The organism is Streptomyces sp. NBC_01275 (assembly GCF_026340655.1).
In the GTDB taxonomy this organism is placed as follows: domain Bacteria; phylum Actinomycetota; class Actinomycetes; order Streptomycetales; family Streptomycetaceae; genus Streptomyces.
In genome coordinates, this window is sequence record NZ_JAPEOZ010000001.1 from 7870748 (window position 1) to 7896720 (window position 25973).

The following is a 25973-nucleotide window of genomic DNA, read 5'->3' on the forward strand; positions in this document are numbered from 1 at the left end:
GATGCCGATGAGCAAGCCCCCCCGGTGCAAGGTCGACTCCATGCCCGGGTGTACTCGGGATGCTGCTACGCGCCTTACGGGACCTTGAGTGCTCACGGCACCTGTTCGCAGGAGCTCTGCGGCAGCGCAGAGCGCTGACAGACGCGCGACGCTTGGAATTGACAGCCGTCTTGGCGGTCCCTTTCGACGTAGGGGCAGGTAGTGGCGGTGGACCATCAATGATCCGCAGGAGCGCCGGTTTGGCTAACCGGCGATCCTGGGCTATGTTGCTTCGCTTCGAAGCTGTCTGGGCCCATATGCGTCCACTCGTGTGGACCGACTGCTGCAGCCCGGGCCCGTTTCTTGCTGCCCTCTCCCGGGAAACACCGGTGGAGCTCGGCGCCGTAACTGCCCCGGCCTTCCGCCACTCCGTCGGGGCAACGGCACCGACACCCGGCCTCACCGGCGCGCGGTGAGGCCGGGTGCCGGCCCGACGGCAGGACGGCGCGATGGCGGAGCTGGCCGAGGTGGCCGGCGAGGCGCTGCTCGGCCTCGGGAACTGCATTACTCGGGTCCAGCCTGAGAGGGACCGGGTGGATCCGTAGCAGGGCATGCCGTCGTGGCGCATGGTGCGCCAGGAGTAGTCGGGGTACCAGACATCGTCTGTGTGGTTAGCCTGTTCTGATGGGCCAGCAGCTTGTTGGCGATGCAGATCGGGCGGATTGGCGACGCCTGGTTCTCACAGAGAGGCTCCGGAAGGCTGCTCTGCGAGACGTCAGGAAATCCGTTCGTACAGGGCGCCCTCCGCCTCGCGCAGCTCGCGCTCGACGGCTTCGGCGAGGTTCGGGTTGTCGATGAGGACGCCGAACTCGACGTTGTTGTTCTCCGCGCTCCAGGAGAAGTTCGCGCTGGTCACCAGGAGAAGATGGTGATCGATGGCGAGGAACTTGGCGTGGTTGCGGACGTATGTGCCGTCGAACTGCTTGGTTCGCCAGACCTCGGCCGGCGCTAGGTGCGCAGCGACTTCTGCAGTCGTCGGGGACCGTCGCTGTCCGACGCCGTCCGCGGCCCGGGCGTCCATATAGACGCGGACGGCGATGTCGTCGTGCTGTGCGGCTTCTCGTAACGACTTCCAAAGCGCTGAACTCCGTTGGAAGTTGAAGGTCGAGCACGTGATTGCGTGGCGTGCGCTGTCCACGAGGCGGGTCACCGAGGTGGTGAGCGGCCCGCTCTGGACGAGGTGTCCGGGCATGGTCCAGAGCGGTGACAAAGTAGTCGGCAGAGCCCGTGCCCCCTCGATTGCGCGCAGGGCCAGGACCTGTTGGCGCCTTGGCCCGGTGCCGCTGGCAACCGCCTCCAGAAGGCGTCGGACCTCTGCCCGCTGGCCGACCGCGACGACCTTGAGCGCCGCGGTGAGGGTGTCACCGTCGGCGAGCCGGTCCGCTATGCCTTTGGCCTCGGTCCCGGTGAGGAGTTGGCCAAGGCGTCGTGGCGCCTCCGCCTCACTCATGGACCTGGAAGAACCCGAGGTTGCTGCCGGGCAGGTCGAGGAGGAAGCGGCGGTCGAGGAAACGGTTGGCGCGTTCGCAGGAGGTCTCCGAGGCCATGACACAGCAATGGCAGGCGGCACCGTGGAGGAAGTCCTCAGGGTCCTGCGGGGTGCGCTTCGAGCAGATGGGGTCGGAGGAGCAGCGGGCGGCCTTGCGTAGCGCGCTGTCGACGACCCTTTGGAGGCGGGAAGGCTCGCTGAGCTGGACGAGGCCGCCGAGGGTGCCGTCGCTGTCGGACGCCGTTGTGCAGATCAGAAGGCCGGCCGACGGGTCTCGGCCCTCCGCGGCGGGCCAGGCGTAGAGGCGTTCGCTGAGACTCGCCGCCGAGTAGCCGCAGGTGAGGGCAAGTTCGCGGATCAAGATGTGGGCGAATGTGTGGACGAGCCAGTAGCGCGGGGGCTTCAGGCGGGTGTCGGGGTCGACCTGGTCGGCGGTGTCGGAGAAGCGGCGTCGGAAGTTTCTGACGTGTGCCTCGCGGTGGAACTTCCACATGTCGGTGTCGAGGACGCGTTTTTCCCATGCGGCGACTGCGTTCTCGTCGAGCTGGAGGAAGATGCCTTCGCCCCGGTCCTCGGTTGCTACGGTCCAGGCCGGTCGTGGTGTACGGGTCAGTGGGGCCAGGCGGCGCGGGAGATCGCCGACGCGGTCCATGTCATCAATACGGGTGAAGCCGACCAAGGCATTCACCTTGCGGAGACGTTCGACCGCGAGGACGCGGGTGATCTCCGGCTGCAGGGTCTCGCCTCGCTCGCGGGTGGCGAGGGTGAGGCCGCTCTTGGGGTCCTCGACGCGGGTGCCGACGATGTCGCGCAGCAAGTAACGCCATTCAGGTACGAGAAGGTCGACCGGATCCCAGTCGCGGAGCTTCTCTTCCTGCTCCTCCGGAGTGTCGGTGGGTGCGGAGGCGGCCTGAAGGACTTGTTCCAGGTCGTGGTCAGACAGGCCGGTTACGTCTACGCCGCCGTCCATCCCCAGCAGGTCCCTGATCAGGTCGAGGCTGGCGCGGTACTTGGCGAGCTTGTCGCCGAGCGCGGTGCGGACCCGGTCGGCCAGGTCACTGGCTTTTTCTTCCTGGGACTCCGGCATGACGATGATCGACTGGGTGGCCGGGAACCACAGGTTGGAGGCCCCGACGAGCATCAGCCGGGTGTCGTTGCCGCACCCCCTGGGCTCGAAGGCGTCCAGGTGCGGGTGACGTCCGCGACACTTCGGCAGTTTCGCCTTGCCGGCCTCGCCCTGTGCCTCGTTCATCGGGCGCCGCAAGTCGCAGGATGCGCACTGGATGACGGCCGAGGCACCCTTCCCGGCCGTCCGGTCGACCATCTTCAGGGCGGGCAGTTCTGCCTTGCTGCATGGCTGCCCGCGATGCACCCACAGGTCGTACGGGAACTCGTCCAGGTGCCCGTCGACGCAGGCCAGCAGATAACGGGCCGGGATGGCGGTGCGCCGCATCGGCTTGCGGGTGCGGCCACCCGCGCGCCCCGTGCACTTGGCATGCTCGAAGACAGCCAGGTCGGTGCGGAAGGGATGCGTATTGCGGTAGTCGAACTGGGCGAGCAACCCGAGCATGTCGCAGCCAGTGCACCGTAGCCACTGCGGGAAGACCCGGGACGGGACGCCGAGGTCGTTGCCCTCGGCGGACCGGCTGTGCTTCTTCGGCTGCCAGGGATACGGCCGCAGCTGCACGTCGGGGGAGCGCAGCATCATCCGGACCACGTCACGCAGCCGTGGAGCGTGGATCTGAGGAGGCGCGGAGTCACGCCGCTGCCAGATGCGGTCCCACTCGTCCAAGCCAGTGGGCATGATCGTGAACTGTGGCAGGTCCATGATCGCGCCGGGACCGTAGGTGTAAAGCAGGGAGGAGGGACGGGCTGAGCCGACCTTGGCGCGGTTGTGCTTGGTGGCCTTCTCCGCCTCCTGCTCCAGATCGCCCAGTGGGTCGACGGCGTGAGTGACGTCGTAGACGAACCGCGTCTCGTCACTCATGAATTGTCCTCCGGCATCTGCCACTTCGGGGCATAGTCAGGTGCTCGGTACACCAGTCGTTCCTTGATGGGGCTCACCAACAAGTTGATCTCCGGCTGAACCTCACGCATCGAGTTCGCCACGATGAACGGCGGCGCGTCCCGTGTGTCAAGGCCCGCCTTCGCGTTCTCCGCGCTCATCATCAGGGCATCGTGCCGGCTGTCGTCCAGAACCTTCTCGTACACCAGTGACTTACGCAGCTCTACGAGGTGTTTGCGCCGCTTGCCCCACTGGTCGAGCCGGTTCTCCAAGCGCAGGCGGGCGCGGTTGGCCGCGTCCTCGTCACCGGCCCGTGCAATCCGGCGCACGAGGGCGTCGATGAGCTCACCGGCGAAGTGCTGCTCGGCCTCGATACGGGCCGCGCCGTCTTCCGGGGACAGCCCTTGGCCGGGGCCGGCCTTTGCGGCCTGCAAAACCCTGGCAGCGCTGACCAGCACACCGTCCAGGCCGCGTTCCAGTGAGGTCACCGAGAACGGGGTCACGGACAGTGCCTCGACCTGGGCATAGAACGTCTCGTGATAGTGGCGGAACTGCTCGAAGTGGGCGAGGTCCCTGGGCCGTGCCCAGTTTCCCAGCGCGAGGACCAGGCCCGGCCGATCTGCGGCCCGGCCGACGCGGGAGGACGCCTGGATGTACTCGGCGGTGTTTTTCGGCTGCCCGACTACGAGCATCAGACCAAGCCGGGTCACGTCGACGCCCACCTGCAGCATGGACGTGGCCAGTACCACGTCGTACGGGTTCACCTCGCGCGTGGGCTCAGGCTTCTTTGCCTCCCGCAACGCGCGCCGGTTTCGCTTGCCCGCGGTGGAGTCGAAGCCTGGATCGAACGACACAGCCATCTGGTCGAGGGTCGCGGTGATGTCGGCGCTGGCCACACGTGACGTCAGCTCGGCGACGTGCAGCGACCCGTAGTTGGTGCCGGTGCGGCGGGGCAGTTTCGACCAAGGGCGGCCCTTGGCGAGCGCGGTCTGGATGTCGTCGCTCATATACCGTGCCATGCCCGCCAATTCACGGGTGGCACTGAAGTAGCCGACCAGGCTCATGTACGGATCGGCCACGCTGCCAGAGCGGTCAAGAAGCAGTTGCCCGCCGGCCATGAGGACCTCGGCAACCCGGATCTCCGCCGTGGTCAGGCGCACCCCGGTCGTACTGATCCCGAGGTACCGGCGACCCGGCTTGTCCTCGGAGACCGGGATCTCCTTGGAGAAGAAAGTGTTCCCGGCATCCAGGACTTGCGGCGGGAAGATAGTGACGTCCCGCCCGTACAGCGCACGTACCTGGTCGGCCGCGTTGCGTGCGGTGGCGGTGGAGGCGACAAGGAGTGGACGAACCGGGCGCCCGTCCTTCGTACGCCAGTCGGTCATCACGTCGATGGCCACCTCGAACAGGCCCACCGTGGTGCCAAGGGCTCCCGTGATCAGGTGGAGCTCGTCCTGGATGACCAGATCCGGGGGCCGCAGCCGGGTGGCCGGGTGCACGGGAGCGGCCGGGTGGCCGTCCTTCTTGGGGTGCTTGCTGCCGTCCTTGATGTCGCACTGCTGATAGTCAGGATGGACGAAACCGTGCCGCTCGCAACGTCGCGAGACATGCCCGAAGAGCGAGGCCGCCTCGCCCTCCCGCGCCAGGCGGGCGAACTTGTCCACGGTGGCGATGACGAACGCCGGCGCGAGCCGGTAGATCTCCTCGTCGACCGTGAGGACCGGCAGCCCGTCGGGGACCTCGCCGCCGTCGGAGAACGGGCACTCGGCCAGTTCGTCACCGCAGTAGACGTACACCCGACGCAGAGCGGGCTCCGTTCGCACATCCCGCGCCTCGACCCGGGTCCCGCACCATGGGCAGCGCTGGATCTGCAGCACCGTCAGCCGATACCCGCGGCCCCCGTGGGCCTTCTGCAACTGCTCGGCGGCCTCGTCGTACCGCTTCGGGCTCACATCGGTACCGACCCACAGCCCGATCCGGAACGGCTCGTCTCCCCATGTCGCCGGATCCTCACGCCGCGCCATCTCAGCCGCGCACACCAGAGTGGTGGCACGCTGGAACTGCTGGGCGGTGAGCAGCCGCAGCGTGTACCGCATGAGAACGGCCACCCCGGACCGTCCGTCCAATGGCCCTTCAAAGGCATCCACGACGCCTTGGCGGCGCCGGATCGCGAATGTGTACGCGGCCAGACCAAGATATGCCTCCGTCTTGCCACCACCAGTCGGGAAGAACAGCAGCTGCGCCTTGGCCAGATCCCCCGACCGCTTCTCGGCCGCCGGATCGGACAGCAACGGCAATTGCATGAGCACAAAGGCGAGCTGGAAGGTACGCCACGAATGCGCCAAGGCCCCCTTCTCCGCGACGATAGCCTCGCGAGCCTCGTCGATGCTCTCCTGGGGTGCGCTCGCCCGCCGCTCCGCCACCTGCGACTGCACACGCTGATCGGCCATCACCCGGTTCATGAACCGGAAGCACCGCAACGCCTCTGCGTCCCCGAGAAGATATTTCAGACCAGATTCAAGCTGCTGCTGCACCCGGCGAGCATCGCCTACGGCTTCCAGACCTTCGGACCGTAGATGCTTCGGGAGGGCCTGGGCTCGTTGCTCCTCACCATCCAACCAGGCGGTGTAGCCCGTGACGATCGGCTCAAGGCCCGTGCGTAGCTCGTCGGTCGACGCCTCCTGGAGTTTGCGCATGTCCAGCAGGGCCGCGCCGATCTCCTCGGCGGCCGTCTGCGGCGTCTCACTCACCGGCAGCCACGTAGTCCAGACCTCGCTCGCCCTGCGCGCACCCTCGTTGGCCTTCCAGTCCACCGAACAGGTCCGACCGTGAGCGAACTCCAGCCGGTTGCGGTACTGAAGCCGCAGCCGACGCAGCTCATCGTCCAACTCCTCACGCGTATCGAGGAGTACGTCATTGACGGGCAGGAATACCTGCGCACCGTCGGCCGACACCGACAGTTTGGTCTGGTACAGCCACGCCTCGACGGGGATCTTGCGGGGGGTCTCCCGGTCGTTGCAGAGCGCCACCTCGATCAGCCGACAACCTCGCTCGGCATCGTCGTAACGATCCACCCGTAGTACGACCTTGTCCTTGAGCGGGATCTCGGTTGTACGGGACGGCTTCAGATTGGCGATCTTGATCGTCTTGGCGATGGCATGCGGGGTGCGCTGGAAACGACGGAAGGCAGGAGCGGGCGCGTCGCCCTCGTTCCCTGCCGCGCCCTCCCCGCGCTTCTCCTTCACCGGCTCGTACGTTCCCCACGAGGCGGTCACCGTGAACTCGTCCAGATCGTCGGGGATCTGACACCGCAGCCCCATCGACGCTGGGATCATCAGCCCGCGCTTCTGCGGCTGGTCCTCGACCTCGTCCTCATCCGAGCTGGCACTACTGTCGTCGACGGCGGTCAGCGGCACGCCCCGGCTCTCGGCGGCGTCCACTGCATCGCCTACGTCGCTCGCGGCCTCGTCGGAGCCCGCCTCGCCGGGGTCGTCGCGGCCGGCGGTGAGCCGAACGGGCGCGATCCGGCCGATCAGGTACGCCGAGTCGGGGACGCCATCGAGGATCTCGTCGGGGCCATTGGCCGGGCCGAGGAGTTCACGCTCCAGGATGTCGACCAAATTCTCGCGGGCCGTCCAGGAGCGGTCGTCGGGGTCGAGGGCGAGGAGGTACGCCTGGTCCTGCGAGGTTGACGGCTGATGCGGCTGTCCTGCGGGTTCGCTGGTCACTCGTCGCCTTCTTCCTCATCACCGTCACTGTCGCCGTCCGGTAGTGCAACACTTCCCTGAGAGGCGGCACGACGATGATTCTCCTCCAGCAACCGGTCCAGGATCTCCACACGGGCGACGGGACTTACCATCCAACGCTCCATCTGCCGGTAAGTGTGGAAACCATGATCAAGCGGGACGTCGTCCCAGCCGTACGCATCTACAACGGACCGGTCGAGTTCAATATGGATCTCCCGCATCCTTGCCACATCAGAATCAGCCGAATCGCTAGTGCTGCGATCGTTGACCAGGCTATACAGATCCGTCAGACCTAGGTTGCGGCGAGTCATGATCTCCCGTCGCTCATGCTCGAGTACTCTGCCCGCTTCGGCCAGTCGCTCATTCCCTTCCGGAAAGGGGAAAGTTTCGAACACGGAAGACGGAGTATAGCGGGGATCATTGCGCATCCCTGAGCCGAATTTTATAGCCCATACCTGATGAAGGCTCGACGACAGTACAGCTTGGTCCCTGAAGGAATCCGTGGCAAAAGCGATCGTCGCATCGCTAGGCATCCAGGAAGTTGGGATGCGCATAGGTAGTGCGGTCTTGCTGTGCCGCGTAATCGCCAGCATTTCCGTCAGTGAGGTGATGGCCGCACGCAATGCGGGGCGAGGTCGGTGAAACAGCCACCAGGGTGCCTCTCGCACCGCCTTGGCCTTCTTGGCGCGGTCAGGCTTCACGTGCTCAAGCACGTGAGAATAGGGCAGAGTGTAGGACTGGGCCTCCTCTTCAGAGAGGCCATAGAAATCAATTGCCCACCGGGAGGGCTTACCATCAGGTCGGGAATTGAGGTCATCTCCGCCTAGAAACGGCTTCAGAACGCGCGAATTTATTGCATCAGCATCGATCCATTCCAGAGCCTGCTCCGGGGAAACGATGAATCCTCCGCCGTACGGTTCGCATCCCTTGAATGCGATACCACGATTGACTGCCAATCGTACGCGATAATCGTCCACGCGCCCCATAGGTTCGAGGACTGTTGAGATTCGCTTCGCTTCGACAGAGTCAACAATCCGTGGCACCGCCTCTGGGATCTCGCCGCGAATACCCCAGACTGCGGCATATTCAAGGTCGGCATTGGTTGTAGGCCACGGCTTGCTCTGGATGGCGCGAGCGATCGTGAATCCCTTGCCGATCATTTGATCCAGGCCGACTTCACGCGTTTGACCTTCCCCGACGGAACTTGTAGCGATGAGGCCAAGAGTACCTCGATCCTTGGCTAGCGACATTGCCCGAAGGAAGAAATATGCAACAAGGTCAGCTTTGCCTTTCCTTCCGAAGGCGAGAGCCTCGACAAGCCAGGATCGGACGTTCGAGCCCATCGCCTTAGGTACCTTGTACTCGCCGAGAAATGGCGGGTTACCAACGATGGCGTCGAACCCTCCACGCTCCATAACGTCCGGGACCGCGAGAATCCAGTGCAGGGGCTTCCACCGCACGTAGTCCGTAGGGACTGTCGGAGTGAGCCCCGCTTCCAAGATGCCGTCGAGCATGGTCCGATTTGGCTCCCCGCCTCCGACGGGGTAGGCGAGTTCGACGGCGATACGCAGGTTTTCGTATGCCTCTCGCATCTGCTTGCCCGGCTTGCCTCCCCACTGCAGACCGGCAGCGATCACGGCGTCGGCCACATCAGCGAGCCGTTCAGTGATCCTCTGGTATTCGCGCCATTGCCGCCGCTTTGTGGCTGCGGAGCGCTGCGGGTCGCTGTCGTTGACCTCGGTGGCGAGCTGGCGGCGCAGGCGGGCAGCGCGGCCAAGGGTGCCGTCGATGTCGATGTCGAAGAGGCTGATCTGATCGCGGACCGCGTCAGGGTGAATGTGGAGGTCGCGCAGCTGCCGAACGTCGGTCAGGCCGAGGAGGGCGTTGCCGTGCAGCACCTTGTCGTCGACGAAAGAGAAGGGCAGTTTCGGATCGAGGGAGACCAACCACAGGGACAGCTTGCACATCTCGACGGCCATGCCGTTGATGTCGGCGCCGTACAGGCAAGTTGCTACGACGCTCCTTATGGCGTGGACGTGTAGGTCGTGTGGTGTCCTTCCGTACGCTACGCCTTCGCGCTGCCAGGCTTCGACGAGGCGGTCGGCGAGGTAGCGGGCGGCGGCGACGAGGAAGGCGCCTGATCCGCAGGCGATGTCGGCGATGCGCAGGTCGAGGATTTGGTCGGAGTCGAGCGGCCGCCATGCATCCTGGTTCGCGGTCTGGTGCGGTCCGGGTGCGTAAACGAGGGGTTCGAGTGCGTACCGGACGACTTCCTCGGCTAGCGAGCGCGGTGTGTAGTGCGCGCCCGCAGAGGCCCGCGAGGGGGTCTCCACCGTCAGGACGCCGCCGGGTTCGACGACGAGGGGGCGACCTCGCAGGTCGCGGCGGATGATGCCGATGAATGGGCGTAGCCGTTCGCGGAGTTCGGGGTCGTCGGTGACGTCGCGCAGAGCGATCTCGGTGTCGTCGAGGGTCTCGCTCGCCTTCAGCGCCTTGGTGAGGGCGGCCTTGCTGGACGGCTTTGCCGCCGGCTGGTTCTGCTTGATCCAGGCGAGGATCGCATCGGCCAGCGCGGCCTCGGTGCGCTTGGCTTCGGCGAGTTCTTCGAGGGTGGCGAGGGGGATCTCGGGTTCTGAGCCAGCGCTGCCGGCAAGGCCGACGACGATCTCTTCGGCGGGTTCGCAGGAGTAGCCGAGGAGCCCCTCGTAGATGTAGCCGATCTGTTCGACGTCGATATCGCGGAAGGAGATCCGGCGGGCCCCGCCAGGCAGTTGGGCGATCTGGACAGCGCGCAGGACTTCGAGCATGACGCGGTCGCTGACCGTGATGGCCAGGGTGTCCTGGGAGTCGCAGACAGTGAGGAAGGGGAAGCGGGCGGGGTCGAAGAGGGATCCGCCGTACTCGGGCAGACGCAGGTCTTCGAAGGACGCACCTCGGTAGAGGGCCTGAGAGGTGGCCAACAGACGGTGCCAGGTCAGGAAGGTGGCGTCGATGGCCTGTTCACCCTCCTCCTTCTCCCGGGCATCGAGGGCATCGAGCTCGTCGCTGATGCCGTAGCCCATCGCGAAGAGGCGGCTTTGCGGCAGCAGTCCGCGCTCTTCGGCGAAGAGAAGGAAAACGACGCGCATCATGACGGTGACGGCGCCTTCATAGACTTCACCGCGCTCGGCGGGCAGTGGATCGGCCTCGCCGCGTCGCTGCGCGTCCAAGGCGCCCTCGGACAGAGCTTGGACGATGAGTTCCACGGCGCGGCGAACCTGGGTACCGAGAGCTTCGGTGATTTTCTCGGCAGCGGTGACGGATTCCCGGAATAGTTCGGTCAGCCGATCCTGCGGCTTGCCGCCGATCAGGCGGCGGCGCTGAAGGAGTTCAATGAAGGCGTTGCGGGTCTCGGGCTCTTCGATCCAGGTCTGGGCGTCGACGATGCCGGAGGCGACCATTGTCTGCGAGCGGGCACTGACGATCGCCCACCAGCGGCCGTCGGTGACGACGCCGATGGGGACCTCGGAGGCGCGCAGCAGCTCTTCCATACGGTCGATGGGGCTGGCCAACCAGCCGTCGGTGAGGGGGTCGCGCAGGGAGTCCGCAGGGTCGGTGACGAGGACGAGCGCCCCTGTGGTGTCGCCGTGGATGAGTGCGCCATTGGCGCGCACGGTGACGGTGTAGTCGGGCGAGAGGACCTCGGCCGTGGTCGGGCCGGGAACGGTATAGGAGGTACCCCAGCGCAGTCCCTGGCGCAGGACGAGGTCGACCCAGGTGTCGCGGGCTTCGCGGTAGAAGTTGAGGGCGGCTTCGTCGTCGCGGTGCTCGTCCCAGTTCGCCCACGCCTTCTCGAAGGCGGGCTTGGCGTCCTTGATGGCGTAAAGCGCTCGGCCGTCGGGCTGAGGGATGCCCTCAGTCCAGACGCGTTCCAGGGCGGGGATGGCGACAAATGGGCCGTCTGCGTCGACGAGTTCGAGCCAGGCTCGATGCAGGTCGGCGGTGGTCGGCGCGTGCATGCGGCTCATGCCTTAACCATTCCGTTCTTCGCGTCTTCGGGGGTCAGGGCGAACACGACCGCGGCGGCCGACACGTAGGGCCTGATGTCGCTGTAGCGCTCCCGGATGGACGCGATCTCGCGCTCTTCCTCGTCGCCCAGGCTCTCCAGGCGTTCGTTCATGTGGTGCAGGTCGCGGCGGCGCTGCTTCTGCTGGTCGTCGGTGAACAGCAGCTCCTCCTCGGCGCGGATGGCCTGCTCCAGACGGTCACGAGACTCACGCAGGTTGATCCGGAACGCGCCGAAGATCTCACGGGCACGTGCGATGTCGGAGTCCCGTCGCTGGGTGAGCGCCTCCGTGACCTTCTCCTGCCGGCTGGCGCTTTTGCGTTCCATCGCGGTCAGCAGGCGGCTGCGCAACCGCGCGCCGTCGTCGTTCCACTGCTCGGCAAGGTGGGCCCGTACCTCCTCGTCCGCGAGGAGCAGCTTCTCGGAGTCGAGCGTTTCATCGAGTACCTGCTCGACCTTGGACTCCGCGAGTGCCTGGCCGCGTAGACGGACACCGGTGAGGAAGACCTCTTCATGGAGTCGTAGCCCGCCGCGCCCGACCAGGACGAGCCGCGAGACGGCCGCGACACACGACTGGGGGAGGTCGGGGGTGATGACGGCGGTGACGCGGTGGACCGGGGAGTCCGTGCTGAACAGCGCGGAGCGCAGGGTGCGGGTGGCCCGCTGCATGAGGGCGTGCCCGAGGTGAATGTGGACAAGGTCGGTGCGCTGTTGTGCTGCTTGGTCGTCGAAGGTGATAGGACGCAGCACGCCCGGTTCAAGTCGGGTGTCCAGGCCGCGCAGTGCCCACTGCCAGGTACGGCCGAGGTTGGGGATTTCGAAGACCTGCGCCTCGGTGTGGTCGTCGCCGATCTCGATGAGCGGGGGCTGGGAGGTGAGGGCGAGTGCGGTATCTACTACCCGGCGCGCATTGGCGGGTGTGAGGTGCATGGCGGCTTTGGACTCGCCGTACGTGGCTGACAGCTGGGTCAGCTTGCGGTTCAGCTCGATACCGCCGGCCAGCACCCGCGTGATTACCTCGTTGCCGTCGTCCGGCGCCGTCAGCCGTGGCTTACGTGTCGTACGGGTGGGGCTGAAGTGCTCCTGCACCTCTGCGTCGATGACTTGGTTGACCTTGCCGAGGTCCTCGGTGGCTTGTCCGACCTTCGTGGCGATGATCCCCATGAACTTCATGTCCGCTTCGTACGTCGTGGAGCTGGAGACGGGCACGAAGTGGAAGATTTCAGGGTTCTGCGTCTGCCCGTACCGGTCGATTCGGCCGATGCGCTGTTCCAGGCGGGACGGGTTGAAGGGGATGTCGAAGTTCACCAGGCGGTGGCAGTGGGTCTGCAGGTCGATGCCCTCGCCTGCGGAGTCGGTGGCAAGTAGGACGCGTACCGGGTGCTTGTCGGGGCTTTCGGTGAACCGGGCGCGGATCTTCTCCCGCTCCTCGGTAGGGGTTGAGCCCTGGATGACTTCCAGTACGTCGTTGTAGCCGCGCTGCCGGAGGATGCCGGCGATCCAGTCGAGGGTGGCCGCGTACTCGGTGAATACCACGACGCGTTCGTTGGTCCAGTGGCGGCCGTCGGGGCGGCAGACGGCGCTCAGGAAGGAAAGCAGTTTCTCCAGCCGGGAGTCTGGCTTGTGCTCATAGCCGCGCCCCCACTCGATGAGTGAGGCGATCTCGCTGCGTGTGGCCGCGACCAGGGGGTCTGACGCTTTCGAGTGGCGTAGCGCGGTGAACTCGGGGTGCTCGGCTGAGCCTTCCTCCTCGTCCGACTGGCCGCTGCCCAGAACCTCCGTGTAGTACTCGTCCTCGTCGTCCATCTGCAGCTGGCGGTCGCCGCCGTCCGCACCCTCGTACAGCTCAAGCGTGCGGGCGAAGGACCAGGGGCTGGACAGGAAGCGCTTCTTCAGCAGCATCGCGACGATGTCGCCGCCCGATCCCTTCCCGTTTGCCCGGGTGCTTTCTGTCAGCAGTCGTTCCAGACGCTCGAACTGTCGCTGCTCTTCTTCCGACGGCGTGAACGGAAGGGTTCCGAGCTTCCGCGCCTTGAACCCCTTCTCCGGGAGATCGCTCTTCAGCCACCGCACCATCACCTCCCTCAGCGCCTTCTCGTCGATGCTTGCGCCGCGGGTGAACCGTCGCCCGTCGATCATTTCCAGGAGGGCGGTGAACGACTCCGAGTAGCCGTTGTGCGGCGTGGCGCTCAGAAACAGCCGGTGCTCGCACGCCTCCGCCAGCTTCTTTGTGGCCGTCGTCCGATGGCTGTCCACTGCGTATCCGCGCTGGCCCGGCGCCGTCGTTGGGCTGGCCGGTGCCACATGGTGCGCCTCGTCGACTACCAACGCGTCGAATGCGTACCGCCGAGCCGTTCCTGAGCTACGCACGTCGGCCAGCACGTCGCGCAGCAGACGCTGCGCTCTCAGCGACGGCAGCCACGCCATGCTCACGATCACACGTGGGAAGAGTCGGAAGGGGTTGGCGTTCAGGCCATGGCTGCGGCGTACCTTCGCCATCAGCTCGCTGTTGACGATGACGAAGTCGAGGCCGAACTTCTCGCGCATCTCGTCCTGCCACTTCAGCGAGAGGCTCGGAGGGCAGACGATGATCACGGATCGGGCGCGGTGGCGCAGCAGTAGCTCCTGCACGACCAGACCGGCCTCGATGGTCTTGCCCAGGCCGACGTCGTCGGCGAGGAGCAGGTTCGTACGCGATGACTGCAGAGCTCGGCGCAATGGCTCCAGCTGGTACGCCTCTACATTCGCGCCGCTGCGGAAGGGAGCTTGGTAAGAGTCCGCGTCCGCCGACGTGACCGCGCCCCAGCGGACCGCGTCCACGAACGCGGCGAGCGTGTTCGGGTCGTCGAATGCTTCGGCGCGCACGGTCTCGGGAAGGCCCTGGTTCGGGGCGACGGTGTGCCCGATCTCCAGCTCCCAGACCACGGTCAGCTCTTGGCCGAGCCGGTCCTCGTCGAGCGACTGGAGGCTGACGACATGGGTTAGGCCCGGCACGCCCTCGTCGGCAGGGCTGCGCGGGAGACCTTGCTTGCGGATTGCAGACACAGCCCAGGTGGAGCCTCGGACCTTGACGACCTGACCCGGCTCTGGGAGTGGCGGAACGGCCGCTGCGCTCGGGGTAGTGCTCGCTGATCCCTGCGGATGCTCCGTAGCGGTCGCCACCTGGGCAGACTCCTTCACCGATGCCGTCATTGCCGGACTTAAGATCCCCGTTGCGCTTCGCGCCGCCACGAGGCACTGGAGGATCACGAAAGCACCAGTATCTACGACCTTGGGTGCGGCCTGCTTCAAGTCGCGCGAACCCGCTGACATCGCTGGTCAGCCGGGTACAGGAGTGCCCTCACAGACTGACCCGGGAGGCGTTGGCAGCCACGGGCTCCTGAGACCGGATTCCGCTCGATCTCGGGTCAATGGCGATGCGATCCTCCAGTTGAAGCTGGTGTCTCCGGCTGGAGAGCAGTACGGGTTCGACACCTGGGGATCGTCTGCCATGCGCCTTGAGAACTGGTCAGATGGCGGACTACTGTCCACGGGTGTCCAGCATCTCCGATCGCGTGAGAAGCCTGATCGAGCAGTCGGGCTTGAGCCTCTACGACTTCGCCGACCAGGCTGACCTCGACGCCGAGCAGTTCCGTGAGTGCCTCAGCGGCACAAGCCCCTTCTCAACTGTTGATCTCGCGGTCATTGCCGATGAATTCCACGTCTCCATGGACTGGCTGCTCACGGGAGCCGAGCCCCCACTGGCCGTGGCAGCGAGAACGACAACTGGAAAGGCGGCCGAGGCACTGGCAGCCGCTCGGGACTACGTTGCCCGACGCACCGACCTGGACAAGCTCGGCTATACGCAGCCCTGGCGGCCCGTCTCCCCGGCAGCGCCTGCTGGCAGTACCTACGCTGCCCAGGGAGAGGCGCTGGCGAAATCAGCTCGGAGGGCGGTGGAGCTGCAGGGACGATTGGCAGTCCCGGGCGGCCTGCCGGAACTGATCGAGGCGGTCTTCGGGGCCGATGTGGCTGTCGAGCCGCTGGGCGACGGTTTTGACGGCCTCGCTGCCACGGGCCAAGGTGCCAAGCTCATCCTCCTGACTACGACATCTAACCCGGCACGTCAGCGCTTCACTCTCGCGCACGAACTCGGGCACCTTCTCGCCGACGACGACCAGGACGTCCACCTCGATCGCGATATCTTCGAACGGGCCCAGAAGATGGACCCGAGCGAGCAGCGAGCCAACGCCTTCGCTTCCGTCTTCCTCTTGCCCGAGCAAACGCTGCGCGAAGCAGTCGGTGCAGTGAAATTGACCCGGGAAAGCTTTGCCGCGCTCTGCTGCGACTTCATGGTCAGCCCTGCGACCCTGGCCTACAGACTGCTCACGCTTCGTGTGATCGACACCGGCGCCTGCGACTACTACAAGCGCATGACCGTGCGCGAGGCCGCAGTCGTCGCTGACCGCGTGGAAGAACTCGACCGGCAAGTCGCGGCCTCGCAGGAGAAAAGGCTCCCCGGACTTCTTGTACGCGACACGCGCGCTGCCTACGAGGCCGGCAAGGCGACCTTGCGTCCGTACGCGTCGCTACTCGGCGTTGATGTCGACGAGCTCAGAGACCAGTTAGCGTCCGGACAGGACAACGGCGGTACAGCATGAGCGACTTCCTGTTCCCGGACAACACCGTCCTGTGCAACTTCGCCGCCGTTGAACGCCTCGATCTGCTTCGCGCGGTCCTGGCCGGCCGCGGCAAGTGGACCGCGGCTGTGTCGCGGGAGGCCCGCAAATCGGCCGAACAGCTGCCCGCTCTTCACGACCTGAGACAGCAGGGCTGGCTCGGCGAAGCAATCCGAGTAACGGCTCCGGATGACGTTGAGAACGTCGGGCACCTTCGCACAGCCGTGTTCGGCGGACAAGCCGACCGGTACCTGCAGCACCTCGGCGAGGCCGAGACCTGCCACATCATCCAACGCTGGCCCCAGTTCTCCGGTGCATGGTGGATATCGGACGATAAATCCGCTCTGGACTATGCGATTGGGCAGGGCATCATGACCGCGGAGACGCTAGACGTGATGCAGCTTGCCGTGAAAGCGGGATTCGTCGCGGCGGAGGACGGCTTTGCCCTAATGCAGAAGATGCGCCAGCTGAACCGCTATCCACGGCTTCCCCAGTCTGTCGCCGACCTCACCGTCCTCCCATGGTCGCTCGCTGAACTTTTACCTGGTCAGAGCGACGACGAAGCTACCGCGCACACCACGTAAAAACTACCTCCCCAGTCCGTAGGACGGCCCCTGCGCAAGGAGGCAGGCCCATGCGAAGCCCCACCAGCGAGAGTCACCGCGAACAATTGCCGAAGAAGAGGCTCACCATCGCCAGTCTGGATCGACGCTGAGTTCGTTCCGGTTGGTTGCTTCCTGCGCTATGCGTTGCCCTTTGGCCAGCAGGGCGTGCGCTGCCTGCCGGAGTTCCTCGGGGAGCCATGCCGTCAGGCTGTGGGCCCGGTCGTTGGCGATGATGTCGCCGGCGTTGGGTTCGCGGGCGAGCAACAGGCGGTACAGCCCCGTCGCCGGTTCGATAGGTGGCAGTCCGTGCTGGACGCCGTTGATTGAGGCTCTGGCTGGGATGGCGATGCCTTCGGCGTCGAGGTCGCCGTAGTAGACGATGCGGTGGATGCCAGGGAGCTCAGCGATGTTTTCTACGGATGCTTCGAAGGCTCTTCCGGAGCCGAAGGCGATGTATCCGATGGGGCCGGGGGCGGCCTTGAGCAGGTTGTGCAAGGTGGCGTAGGTGTCGCTGTTTTCCACTACGAGCATGGTGTCGCCGTCGCCGAGCCTGCGGTGGGCCAGCGGTGGCGGTTCGCGGTAGGTGGAGAGCTGTTCGAGGGTCAGTCTGCCGGGGGCGAAGAGTGCTCCGGTGATCAGGGTGTCGAGGCGCTTTTCGTGGCGGAAGATCTCGTGTGAGCGCTCGCGTAGGGGGAGGGGAGCGCGGCGGGCTGGTTGGTCGTGGGTATCCCGGAACCAGCGGTTGCAGGCGAGGAGGTCCTCGGTCTGGGACACGGTCAACCGGGCATCGTAGGCCCAGTTGAGCTCTGGCCGCCATGACGCATGCTGGCGTGGGGTGGCGGATTTCGCTGGCGGCGCGGTGGGGAGCCGGAGCTGTTCCGGAAGGGCTGGGCGGCCGGCGTCCCATTTGGTGGGGGAGGTGGGCAGGGCGATGATGCCGTGTTCGGCGATTTCGTACAGGAGTGTGGCGAGCGTGCTGCGTGCGTTCTCGCCGCTGGCGGCGCCCGGTAGAGCGTCGCGGAATGCCTCGATGAGGGTGGCTCGGCCGACCGTGACGCGGTCGGTGCGGGCCTGGAGCGCGGCGCTGAGTTGTGCTGCTGCGGGGGAGAGCGGCACTTGGAGTTGTCCCGTGGGGGAGGTCATTTAGCGTCGCCCTGCTTCCTGTACAGCCGGGCAGAGGTGAGGACACCGACGGGTTCGGGGACGTCTTGGTCTGGAGTGATACGGGGGGCGGGGATGAGAGCGTTGCGTACCTGTTCGTCGAGCCGGATGAGGGAGAGGCCGCTTCGGGCCTCGGCGTCGTTGCGGAGCTGGATGCGCATGGGGAACCGCGAGATGACGTCCTCGTCACTCAGTCCGGTGGTGTAGATCAGCTGGATTCCGAGGGCGGCGGCCATCTCCATCTGGATGTCGACGAGGTACCCGGCGTTGGCCCGGCCGATGGGGTTGTCGAGCAGGAGCAGTCCGCCGTTGCGGGTGCGGCTGCGAGGTCCGGGTGAAGTACGGAGTGCGGCGAGTGCGCAGTACAGGAGGATGGCCCCGGTCAGTTCCTGGCCACCGGAGAAGACGCGGCTCATTTCCTCGACGGGGACGCGGTCCAGGCGTTGGGAGGCGTTGGGCTTCATGACCTCGGCGGTGAATCCGCGGGGGACGGCTGCTACGAGGCAGCGCATGACGACGTCGATGCCCTTGAGCTTGCGAGTGCGTTGATTGCCGGCCAGTGCATCGACGGATTCGTGCATCTGGGCGGCTAGGGCAGTGAGATCCGGTTTCTTGTAGCGGATGTTGAGGAACTTCTGTCCGGACCAGGGAGCGTCCCCCTCAGGGAAGGCGGAGAAGCGACTGGCCTGGTCGAGGCGCTGCAAAAGGTCGGTGACGTGGCCGCTGAGTTGTGAGGCGAGGGCCTCGCGGGCCTTGGCCATGCCTTCGAGATCTGAGTTCAGGGCTGCGATGCGAGAGGCCAGTGCATCGGTCCAGGTGGCAGCCATTGCTGGGATGTGGCGGCTGTCCAGGGCGGAGATCTGCGTACGCAGCGGGATGTCGAGTCCTTCGAATCGGACATCGGCGGGTACTTCTTTGAGCCGGCTGACGCTTCCTTCCAGGCTTCGCTCTGTCTGGCGGGCTGCGTCCCGGCACGTGGTGTGTGCGGCTGTCACCTGTCGAGCGGCGAATGCGGCTGCTTCCGCAGTGCCGTCGTAGGGCTCCCGGTCCGGAGGAACGGTTAGGCCATGGACAGCGGTTTCCAGCACCGGGAGGATACGGTCGAATGCCGCAAGCTCCTTGGTGGAACTGGCCTGATCGCGGCGGGCGGTGTTGAAGGCTGCGGCGGCAAGACGTTCCTTGTCCTGAGCCGTGTCGAGTTCGCCCGTGGCCCGGGCCTCCAGCTCGCGGGCCTCAGTAACGGTGGTCGGCGTCCAGGCTGCGGCGTCTTCGTCGTTCAGCGAGACTGCCGAGGTGAGATGCTTGGAGCGTTCCGCAAGACGGCTCGACTGATCCCGCAGTCGCTGAAGGGCCACGTCGCAGGAGTCGATCTTGGCGGTGAGGGCGCGCAGAATGGCGTCGCGTTGAACGGGGTCACCGGCCCGTCCATCGCGACTGTGGGCCCATGGCCAGACCTCGTACCTGTTCGGGGACTTTGTTCCATTCTTCCTGGCTCGCGAGCAGAGCCTTCTGCGCGGCCGTGGCGCGCACTTGCTGGTCCTCGCCGACCTCAACGCCCCTCAGCTCGTCCTGCGCTTGCAGATAGCGATGTTGGAGAGAGGGGAGGGGCAACAGGGTTGCGTTGGAGGCGTCGTGTGCCTGTTGCGCTTGGGACGTGCTGGTGATCTCTTCGCGCGCCCGGGCGTATCGGTCTGCGGCCTGCTCAGCTGATTCGATGGCGCGCGCGAGATACAGGATCTCCTCACCCGCCTGGTCGATCTGGCCCGCCAGTAACTCGAGTTCGTTGGTGCGGGCGACCCTCTCGCCGGCAAGGGTCTTGATCCGGGCCCGTGCTTGGTCGGCAGCGGTCTCCTCCTCCGCCAGGCGAGCCAGATCCTCGGCGATCCTCTGCGCTGCCTTAAGACCTTCGGTACGGCGTTCGCATTCGTCCTCCGCGACCTCCAGCGCAGTCTCCTGCTCACCTGCTGCGGTGGTGGCTGCGGCCAGTGCGGTCTCGGCCTCTTCAGCAGAGGTCTCCAGCAGTTCCAGCTGGCCAAGCAGGTCGGACACAGTCCGCATACCGCAGGCATCACGCCAGTTCGCGATCTGGCGCAGAAGGTCTCGTACAGCGGTGATGCGCTGTCCGAGCAAGTTCAACTCGCGGGTGACCTCGGTGATGCGGGCGTCGACCGCAGCGCGCTCGTGTGCGGCGGCTTCTTCGTCGTGGAGGGCGGGGGTAGGTTCGACCACGAATCGTCCGCCGTCGGACGCTGCATGGGTGCTCAGCATCCGTTCTCCGGTGCCGACGGTGACGGCCGCGGAGGGCAGGGGGCGAAGGCGCTCCACAATGCTCTGGGCTGTGTCCAAGCCGTCGAGACCGCCCACGATGATCCCGCCGACCAGGTCGGGGTGTGTACTGATGACCTGCTGGCGCTCCGTGGTCGGGACGTTGTCGCGCATCCACTGCCAGCCGGGCACCGCGTGGATCCCGTGGTCCGACAGTTGGCCGCACAGGTCGCGTACCTCTTCGGCGGCAGGCAGCAGGCCCTCGCTGGTGTCGAGGAGGGAGAGGAGATCCTGATCGTTCTGCAGGTCGATGTGCTTGCGTGTCAGTGCGGTCTCGAGGCCGCCGGTGCGACGCTCGGCGAGCTGGTGCAGGGCGCCCGCATGGTCACCCAGCCAGCGCAATGCGTCGCCGGCGCCAAGCTCGTCGCTGTTGGCTTCCAATAGCTCGGCACACAGCGGGTTGCTGCGGATGGCTACAGCCTGAGCTCGCAGTTGGCTGCTCTCCTCGTCCGCTGCCGTCGCGGCCGCACGCGCGGACCAGGCCAGTGCTTGTTGCTCCGCCAGTGCGGTGTGGGCGCGGTCCCGTTCGGTTCGGACGCTCTTGCGGACCTGGTCGGCTTCACGCAGCAGCTGCATGCTGTGGTGTGCGTGATCCTGGGTGCGGGCGGCGGCATCGGCGGCGCTTTCTTGCGGGGCAAGGAGATCATGTTCCCGGGCGGCGTTAAGGCGTAATGCGAAGGCGTCGGTCTGCTTCTGTAGGGTGCGGGTTTCCTCCTGGGCAGCGCCTGCCGCGGTGAGTAGCTTGTTGCTGCGGGTACGCCATTGTTCGATCTGTTTCTGCGTCTCGACTGTGGTGTCTTTGTGCGAGCGGATCGTGTCGCGGGCCTCTTTCTCGGCCCGGGTATAGCCCGCGCGCAGAGCTGCCGCTGCGGCGTCGAGGGCTTGGACGAAGGGGGCGGCGGTTAGTTCGGCCTGGACGAGGGCCCGCTGGGCACGGTTGTTGTTGTCCAGTGCCTGTGTGTGACGCAGCGCGATCGGGACGCTCGCCCACGCCGTCCTCTCATCTTGCGCCTGTTGCCTGTTCTTCTGGGTTTCCTGCTCTTGAGCGGTGATGTCGTCCAGTTCGAGGGTGTGGGAACACGCCTGTACGTGCTGGACGCGGGAGTGGGCGAGTTCGCTGGTGCGCTTCGCGGCTTCCAGCGCGCGATGCGTGTCCTTGAGGGTGGTGTTTCTCTCGGCCTCGGTGGCGGTGAGGGCGGTGTGACGTGCCCGGATCGCGGAGGTGAGGTGAACGAGGTCCTTTTCGGCGTTCTTGGCTGCACCGGCATGCCGGTTGAGCGTGTCGTGGAGGCCGGCGACGTCCTCGCATGCGTGCTGCATCTCCACCGCGAACTGCCGCTCCCTTTCCCAGAGGGCGCGTTCGTCATGTGCAGCGGCATAACCGTGGAAGGCCGTGCCCAGTTCGGTGTACCGGTCATCGTCTGTGGCCTTGCGCAGCAGCCATTCGACGAAGGCGTCGGCGGTGTTGGTGGTGAAGGCTGCGGCGGCGTCGCTCTCCTTGGCGTTCATCCTGCGCTGCACGTCAAAGAGTTCGGGCTGCAGGCCGAGGCCGCGCTGGTGTTTCTCCCACTTCTCCTGGCCTTCGACGATGTGCAGTTCGAGCGCTTCCACTCGTTTTTCCCAGTCGCGCAGTTCGGTGCAGTAGTCCTCGTACGGAGTCCAGTGCCCTTGACGGTGGAAGGGAAGCCGGTCGGCGTCCAGGGCTGCGGAAGGGTGGAAGCTGTAGAAGCAGCGGTGCAGTTTGCCGTCGTGTTCGGGGGCCAGGACCTGTGCGGTGACCAGCAGGCGTCCGGTGCGGGCGTCGGCCCATTCGAGTACCACGTGCGACGGCTGGGCCATCGAAACGGTGAAGTTGCGTAGTGTCTCCAGATCGCTGTGACGGTAGGGGATGGTGGTGCAGGTGATGCCGGTCAGTAAGACGCCTTTGCCGCCGCCGTTCTGCAGCATCACCAGGCTGGCGGGTGCCGGGCGCTGGGCGACATGTCCGGCGTCGGGGATCAGCGAGGCGGTCTCCACTTCGGCGCCGGCGCCGGAGAAGTCCAGGGGTACGTCTTCGTAGCGGGCATCTCGCGGCCCGAAGTTTCGCAGCAGGATGCGATTGAGCTCATACATGAAAGAGGTCCTTGCAGTAGGGCGGTCAGCTGAACAGGTCGGTTACCGGCGTGTTCTCGGTCGGCGACGGGGGGTCGTCCGGTGATGGCTGGTCGTGGTTGGGTGTGCCGTCCGTGGGGAGCGCTGCGACTCCCAGTGCTGCGAGTTCCTCCAGCATGTCCCGCGCGGCCTGGTCGCGGATCTGCAGTCGGTACTTGACGTTGGTGACATATGTGCCGGCGTCTTCGTCGCTGACCTTGCGTACGAAGCCGTGGCTCTCCAAATGCGCGAACGCCTTTTTCACCAGTGCTCTCGTCGAGGCTCGTGGGGCCCTGTCGGTCTGCGTCTTTCCCGTGGCGTTCCGGCGCAGGTAGGCCCGCCACAGTCCTTCCAGCCCCGGCTGATCGGAGGGTGGATCAACATCTGCGTCACTCTGTGCAAGGCGGCGTTCGATGGTCGACGCCAGGACCCGGACCTCTTCATCGACCTGCTTGACTGAGATCCGGCCGACATGCTCGTCATCGTCGAGGTCTTCGGGACGGGGGAAGACCATGGCGGCGATGGTCAGCTGGGCCAGCAGGTACAGGGGGCGATCGGCGGTCTGCGGGACGAGGTCGGAGACGGACACCCCGAAGTCGGTCTCGGGCGTGGTGCCCAGGACCAACCCGGTCATGGGATGAACTTCCAGCACCGTCAGGTCGAATCCCTGGGCGACCTTGCGCACTACCTGCGCGAAGTCCGGCTCAGTGTCGAAGCGTTGGACGAGTCGGGCGTAGTCGCCAGAGCGAGCGGGCGCTTTGCGGCGGGCCATGGCGAAGGCGACCATCCGGGCAGCCTCGGCAGCATCCTCGTGACGGTTCATGCACTCTCCTGATCAAGCTGGTGGGCGTCAGGGCCTTGCGGGCGGCGCGGTGCTGGGAAAGTGGGCAGTGGCGCGTTCGTCTGTGACTCCTGCGAGGGACCGATGCCCCCGGTGCGGACCAGGAGGAAGTCGCTGCCGCCAAAGAGGACGTCATCCAGGACTGTGCCGTCGTCGACGGCCACCACGGCAGTTTCACCATCGACGAGTTGGCGCACCGGAATGAGCCGGAATAGCTGCTGGGTGCGAAGCGTGAGCAACTCGTCGGTGCCTGATTCCGGTCCTGTGCCCGGGCCTGGTTGGCGTGTGGCCGCCAGCAGGGTCGAGAGCCGCACGCCCTGGTCCGTGATGGCAGCCAGCAGCGCGTCCACCGCGTAGTGTTGCTCTTCGCTGAAAGCGGGACGGGCGTCGATCTCCGACCAGTCGTACTCGTTCTGAACCGGCACCAGCTCCCCGCCGGCCTCCTCGGCGACCCTGGTGAGCCCTTCCAGAAAGTCGGGCAGGTACATCACACGAGGACGCACGGGCCCCATGACGGCACGAGTGAACGCCTCCAAGGGGCCCAAGCACGCGTTAAGTGAGAGTTCCAGCACCGGCTGAAGGAGCTGCTCATGTAGATGTACGCGGGTGTGAATCGTCGGAGCCACGAACACCTGACGGTCCTGTTGGCGCCGGAACTCCGGACCGACCGTCATCAGCATGTCAATCAGTACCGCGTGACGTTGCCAGCACTCGTGGATGAGCGCCTCCAGGTCTTGCAGCTGTCTGCGCTTGCGTTCATCGGCGGTGGCTTCCAGTAGTTGGTTGACCCGCTCCTTGTGCTTCGTCTCGGCCGCGGACCGGCTGCGCACGTGCTCCAAAGCCTCATCGACCGTGTCCCTGACTTCCGTGTCCCAGTCCACAGCCCGCACATTGCGCTTCATGGCTTCGATGCGCCCATGGATGTCCTTGGCGTACCGGACGCTCTGGATCCGTGCGTTGTGCGCGGCCTGCCACGCCTCGCTGATCCGTGAACGCTTGAGCAGAGCTTCCAACTTGGCTTCGGCGGCGATCTGTTCCGAGGCAATATCGACGTCGATCGCATGCACCAGCACGGTGATCGCCGCGTCCGTGGCGATGAGAGCTGCCTGCCCCACGTGATCAGGGACTTCCTTGAGGATCTGGAAAGATGCCTCGCGCGTCTCGAACTTGCTGTCTGTCACGTACCCGACGTCGTGACGGAAAGCGCGGTCGCGTTCTTCGGTGTTGATCAGCCGCTCGGTCACCCAGCGGGCGACTGCCCGGTACTCCTCCCCAGTCCGGCCTGGCTGCTGCAGTGCGGCGAACTCGGCCACGTGTTCCACGACCGTCTCCTGCCGCACGGCTGTCCGCATGTCGGTGCGCAGCGTTACGAAGTCAATCGCGGCCAAGGCCAGTTCAGCCATGCGGTACGGGTCCCACCCGCGCTCCTTCTTGGCCTTGCTGGCATCCAAGGCCAGCACCGGATAGACCACCGCTAGGGCTCGCATCCGCGACGTGATGCTTTCGTAGATTGCGGACGGCTCTTCAAAGATCACCAGGTCTTCCCCCAATTCCCGGTCTCGCGTTGTGATTTCAAGCTAGGACACGGCACTGACAATCACTCAGAATCCGAACTGGTGCGCTATTTATGGATGCGGTGAGGGGCAGCCTGCGATGGCTGGCGTGCCGCTCTCAGGTGACCGTTCCCAGTTCGTGTGGCCGCCATGGCGGCGGATGGGCGCAGATTAGAGCGGCTGGCGCGAAAGTTATGGCTCAAAGACGTTTCCCTGATCTCCTGCTGAGGTGGAGGTCCTTGGCGTCCGATGGTGTTGTGACGGGGCCGTGCCTCATCCCGGGGCCGATCGCTCCGAAGGTTCGGTAGCGATTGGATGGTGAGGAAGTGGGCGCAGGGTCCTGTCCGGTGAGGCGTTTCTTGCGGATCGGCCGGGGCGGTCTATGCGTGGGAAGGCTGGGCATCCCGGCGAAAGGGGGCAGCATTCGAGTCAAGGGCCCATGACCAGGGCGAGGGCTGGTCATGAAGAGCGACCACCGGGCGTTAACGCCGCGAAATATTGAGGCGCATCGTTCGGCTTCTGGTGCAGACTGGCCGAGCTTATGAGCTGGGTGTATCGCTCCCACGCTTTGAGATCGTTTGGAGGAAGGCGATTGTCTGAGTCCGATCAGTCGGCGGCCCGGTGGAAGAGTGAACCGATGACGACGCGGCTCATCGCTGCTGTTCTCGTCACGGATCCTGACAACGGCAGACTCCTCATCCTGCGGCGGAGCAGCCACTTGGATTTCGCGCCTGGCGAATGGGACGTCCCCAGCGGGAAGGGCGAACCCCGGGAACCGATTACCGCGACTGCGGTACGAGAACTGAAGGAGGAGACGGGCGTCGTCGTCGCCGAGACGGACCTGCGCCTCGTCCACGTCGTCCATGGCTGCTGGGGAGCGGAAGCCCCAGGGATGTTCATGGCCCTGGTCTTCCACACCGACCAGTGGAGTGGTACTCCCCGCAATACGGAGCCGCACAAGCACGACACCATCGCCTGGGTGCCTCCGGACGACCTTCCGCAACCCTTTACACACACCACCCTGGTCGCGGTCAAGCGGTACTTGGACGGGGGCCCGATCCTCTCGTTGGACGGCTGGCAGAGGGCTGATGACGGTCAGTCCGGGCAGCTGCCGCGGGGCCGTCGTCCAAAGTTGTGAAGCTCAGCAATGAGCCGCGCGGCTTCCTTCCCGGCCGCCTCCAGCCGGGGATCCCCTGGGTGCACGTGTGGCCCTGCGACCTCTGCGCAGAAGAACAGCGCCATCAGCCTGCCGGACCTGCTCTCCAGGTCCGGCCTGCGCTCGCTCCACACTCGTTCCGCCAAGGATGGTACGGCGACGGAATGGCCCCGTAGCGTTGCCGCGGCCAGCCCTCGTGGCGCCAAGCCCCAGAGCTTCC

General features: G+C 65.7%; 13 protein-coding genes. 3 read left to right on the plus strand and 10 right to left on the minus strand.

What is annotated here, in order from left to right:
* Positions 1–754: 754 nt before the first annotated feature.
* From drmC to drmD, 5 genes are read right to left on the minus strand one after another with little or no spacing between them, the layout of a single operon-like run.
* Positions 755–1489: a DISARM system phospholipase D-like protein DrmC gene (gene drmC, locus OG562_RS34505; RefSeq protein WP_266405074.1), complete on the minus strand. Its 735-nt coding sequence runs from the start codon at positions 1487–1489 to the stop codon at positions 755–757.
* A complete protein-coding gene (gene drmB / locus OG562_RS34510; RefSeq protein WP_266405077.1) occupies positions 1482–3515 on the minus strand; it encodes a DUF1998 domain-containing protein in 2034 nt (677 codons plus the stop codon). Before drmB ends, drmC begins: the two co-directional genes overlap by 8 nt.
* Positions 3512–7261, minus strand: a complete 3750-nt coding sequence (gene drmA / locus OG562_RS34515; RefSeq protein ID WP_266405080.1) for a DISARM system helicase DrmA — start codon at positions 7259–7261, stop codon at positions 3512–3514. Before drmA ends, drmB begins: the two co-directional genes overlap by 4 nt.
* Complete coding sequence (locus OG562_RS34520) at positions 7258–11286, minus strand: DNA methyltransferase (protein ID WP_266405082.1); 4029 nt, start codon at positions 11284–11286, stop codon at positions 7258–7260. The genes drmA and OG562_RS34520 overlap by 4 nt, the downstream gene beginning before the upstream one ends.
* Complete coding sequence (drmD, locus tag OG562_RS34525) at positions 11283–14516, minus strand: DISARM system SNF2-like helicase DrmD (RefSeq protein WP_266405084.1); 3234 nt, start codon at positions 14514–14516, stop codon at positions 11283–11285. The genes OG562_RS34520 and drmD overlap by 4 nt, the downstream gene beginning before the upstream one ends.
* A gap of 341 nt (positions 14517–14857) precedes the next feature.
* Here drmD and OG562_RS34530 point away from each other — a divergent pair, with 341 nt between their 5' ends.
* Positions 14858–15964, plus strand: coding sequence for an ImmA/IrrE family metallo-endopeptidase (locus tag OG562_RS34530; protein WP_266405086.1), 1107 nt, complete (start codon positions 14858–14860; stop codon positions 15962–15964).
* On the plus strand, positions 15961–16566 hold the full coding sequence (locus OG562_RS34535; RefSeq protein ID WP_266405088.1) for a hypothetical protein: 606 nt from the start codon (positions 15961–15963) through the stop codon (positions 16564–16566). Before OG562_RS34530 ends, OG562_RS34535 begins: the two co-directional genes overlap by 4 nt.
* A 102-nt stretch (positions 16567–16668) precedes the next feature.
* Here OG562_RS34535 and OG562_RS34540 read toward each other — a convergent pair whose 3' ends face one another.
* From OG562_RS34540 to OG562_RS34560, 5 genes are read right to left on the minus strand one after another with little or no spacing between them, the layout of a single operon-like run.
* Complete coding sequence (locus OG562_RS34540; protein ID WP_266405091.1) at positions 16669–17703, minus strand: Wadjet anti-phage system protein JetD domain-containing protein; 1035 nt, start codon at positions 17701–17703, stop codon at positions 16669–16671.
* A 23-nt stretch (positions 17704–17726) separates the two neighbouring features.
* On the minus strand, positions 17727–19103 hold the full coding sequence (locus tag OG562_RS34545; RefSeq protein WP_266405094.1) for a hypothetical protein: 1377 nt from the start codon (positions 19101–19103) through the stop codon (positions 17727–17729).
* A gap of 58 nt (positions 19104–19161) precedes the next feature.
* Positions 19162–22185 carry a hypothetical protein gene (locus OG562_RS34550; protein WP_266405097.1) on the minus strand — a complete coding sequence of 1008 codons (3024 nt, stop codon included), beginning with the start codon at positions 22183–22185 and terminating at the stop codon, positions 19162–19164.
* 25 nt (positions 22186–22210) lie between these two features.
* The gene (locus OG562_RS34555; protein ID WP_266405101.1) at positions 22211–23026 is read right to left on the minus strand and encodes a hypothetical protein; all 816 of its coding nucleotides are present in this window, start codon (positions 23024–23026) and stop codon (positions 22211–22213) included.
* Positions 23023–24579 (minus strand): hypothetical protein, encoded by a 1557-nt coding sequence (locus tag OG562_RS34560; RefSeq protein WP_266405103.1) that lies wholly within the window; start codon positions 24577–24579, stop codon positions 23023–23025. Before OG562_RS34560 ends, OG562_RS34555 begins: the two co-directional genes overlap by 4 nt.
* A 655-nt stretch (positions 24580–25234) precedes the next feature.
* Between OG562_RS34560 and OG562_RS34565 the strand changes: the two genes are divergently transcribed.
* Complete coding sequence (locus tag OG562_RS34565; RefSeq protein ID WP_266405105.1) at positions 25235–25735, plus strand: NUDIX domain-containing protein; 501 nt, start codon at positions 25235–25237, stop codon at positions 25733–25735.
* Positions 25736–25973: the final 238 nt, after the last annotated feature.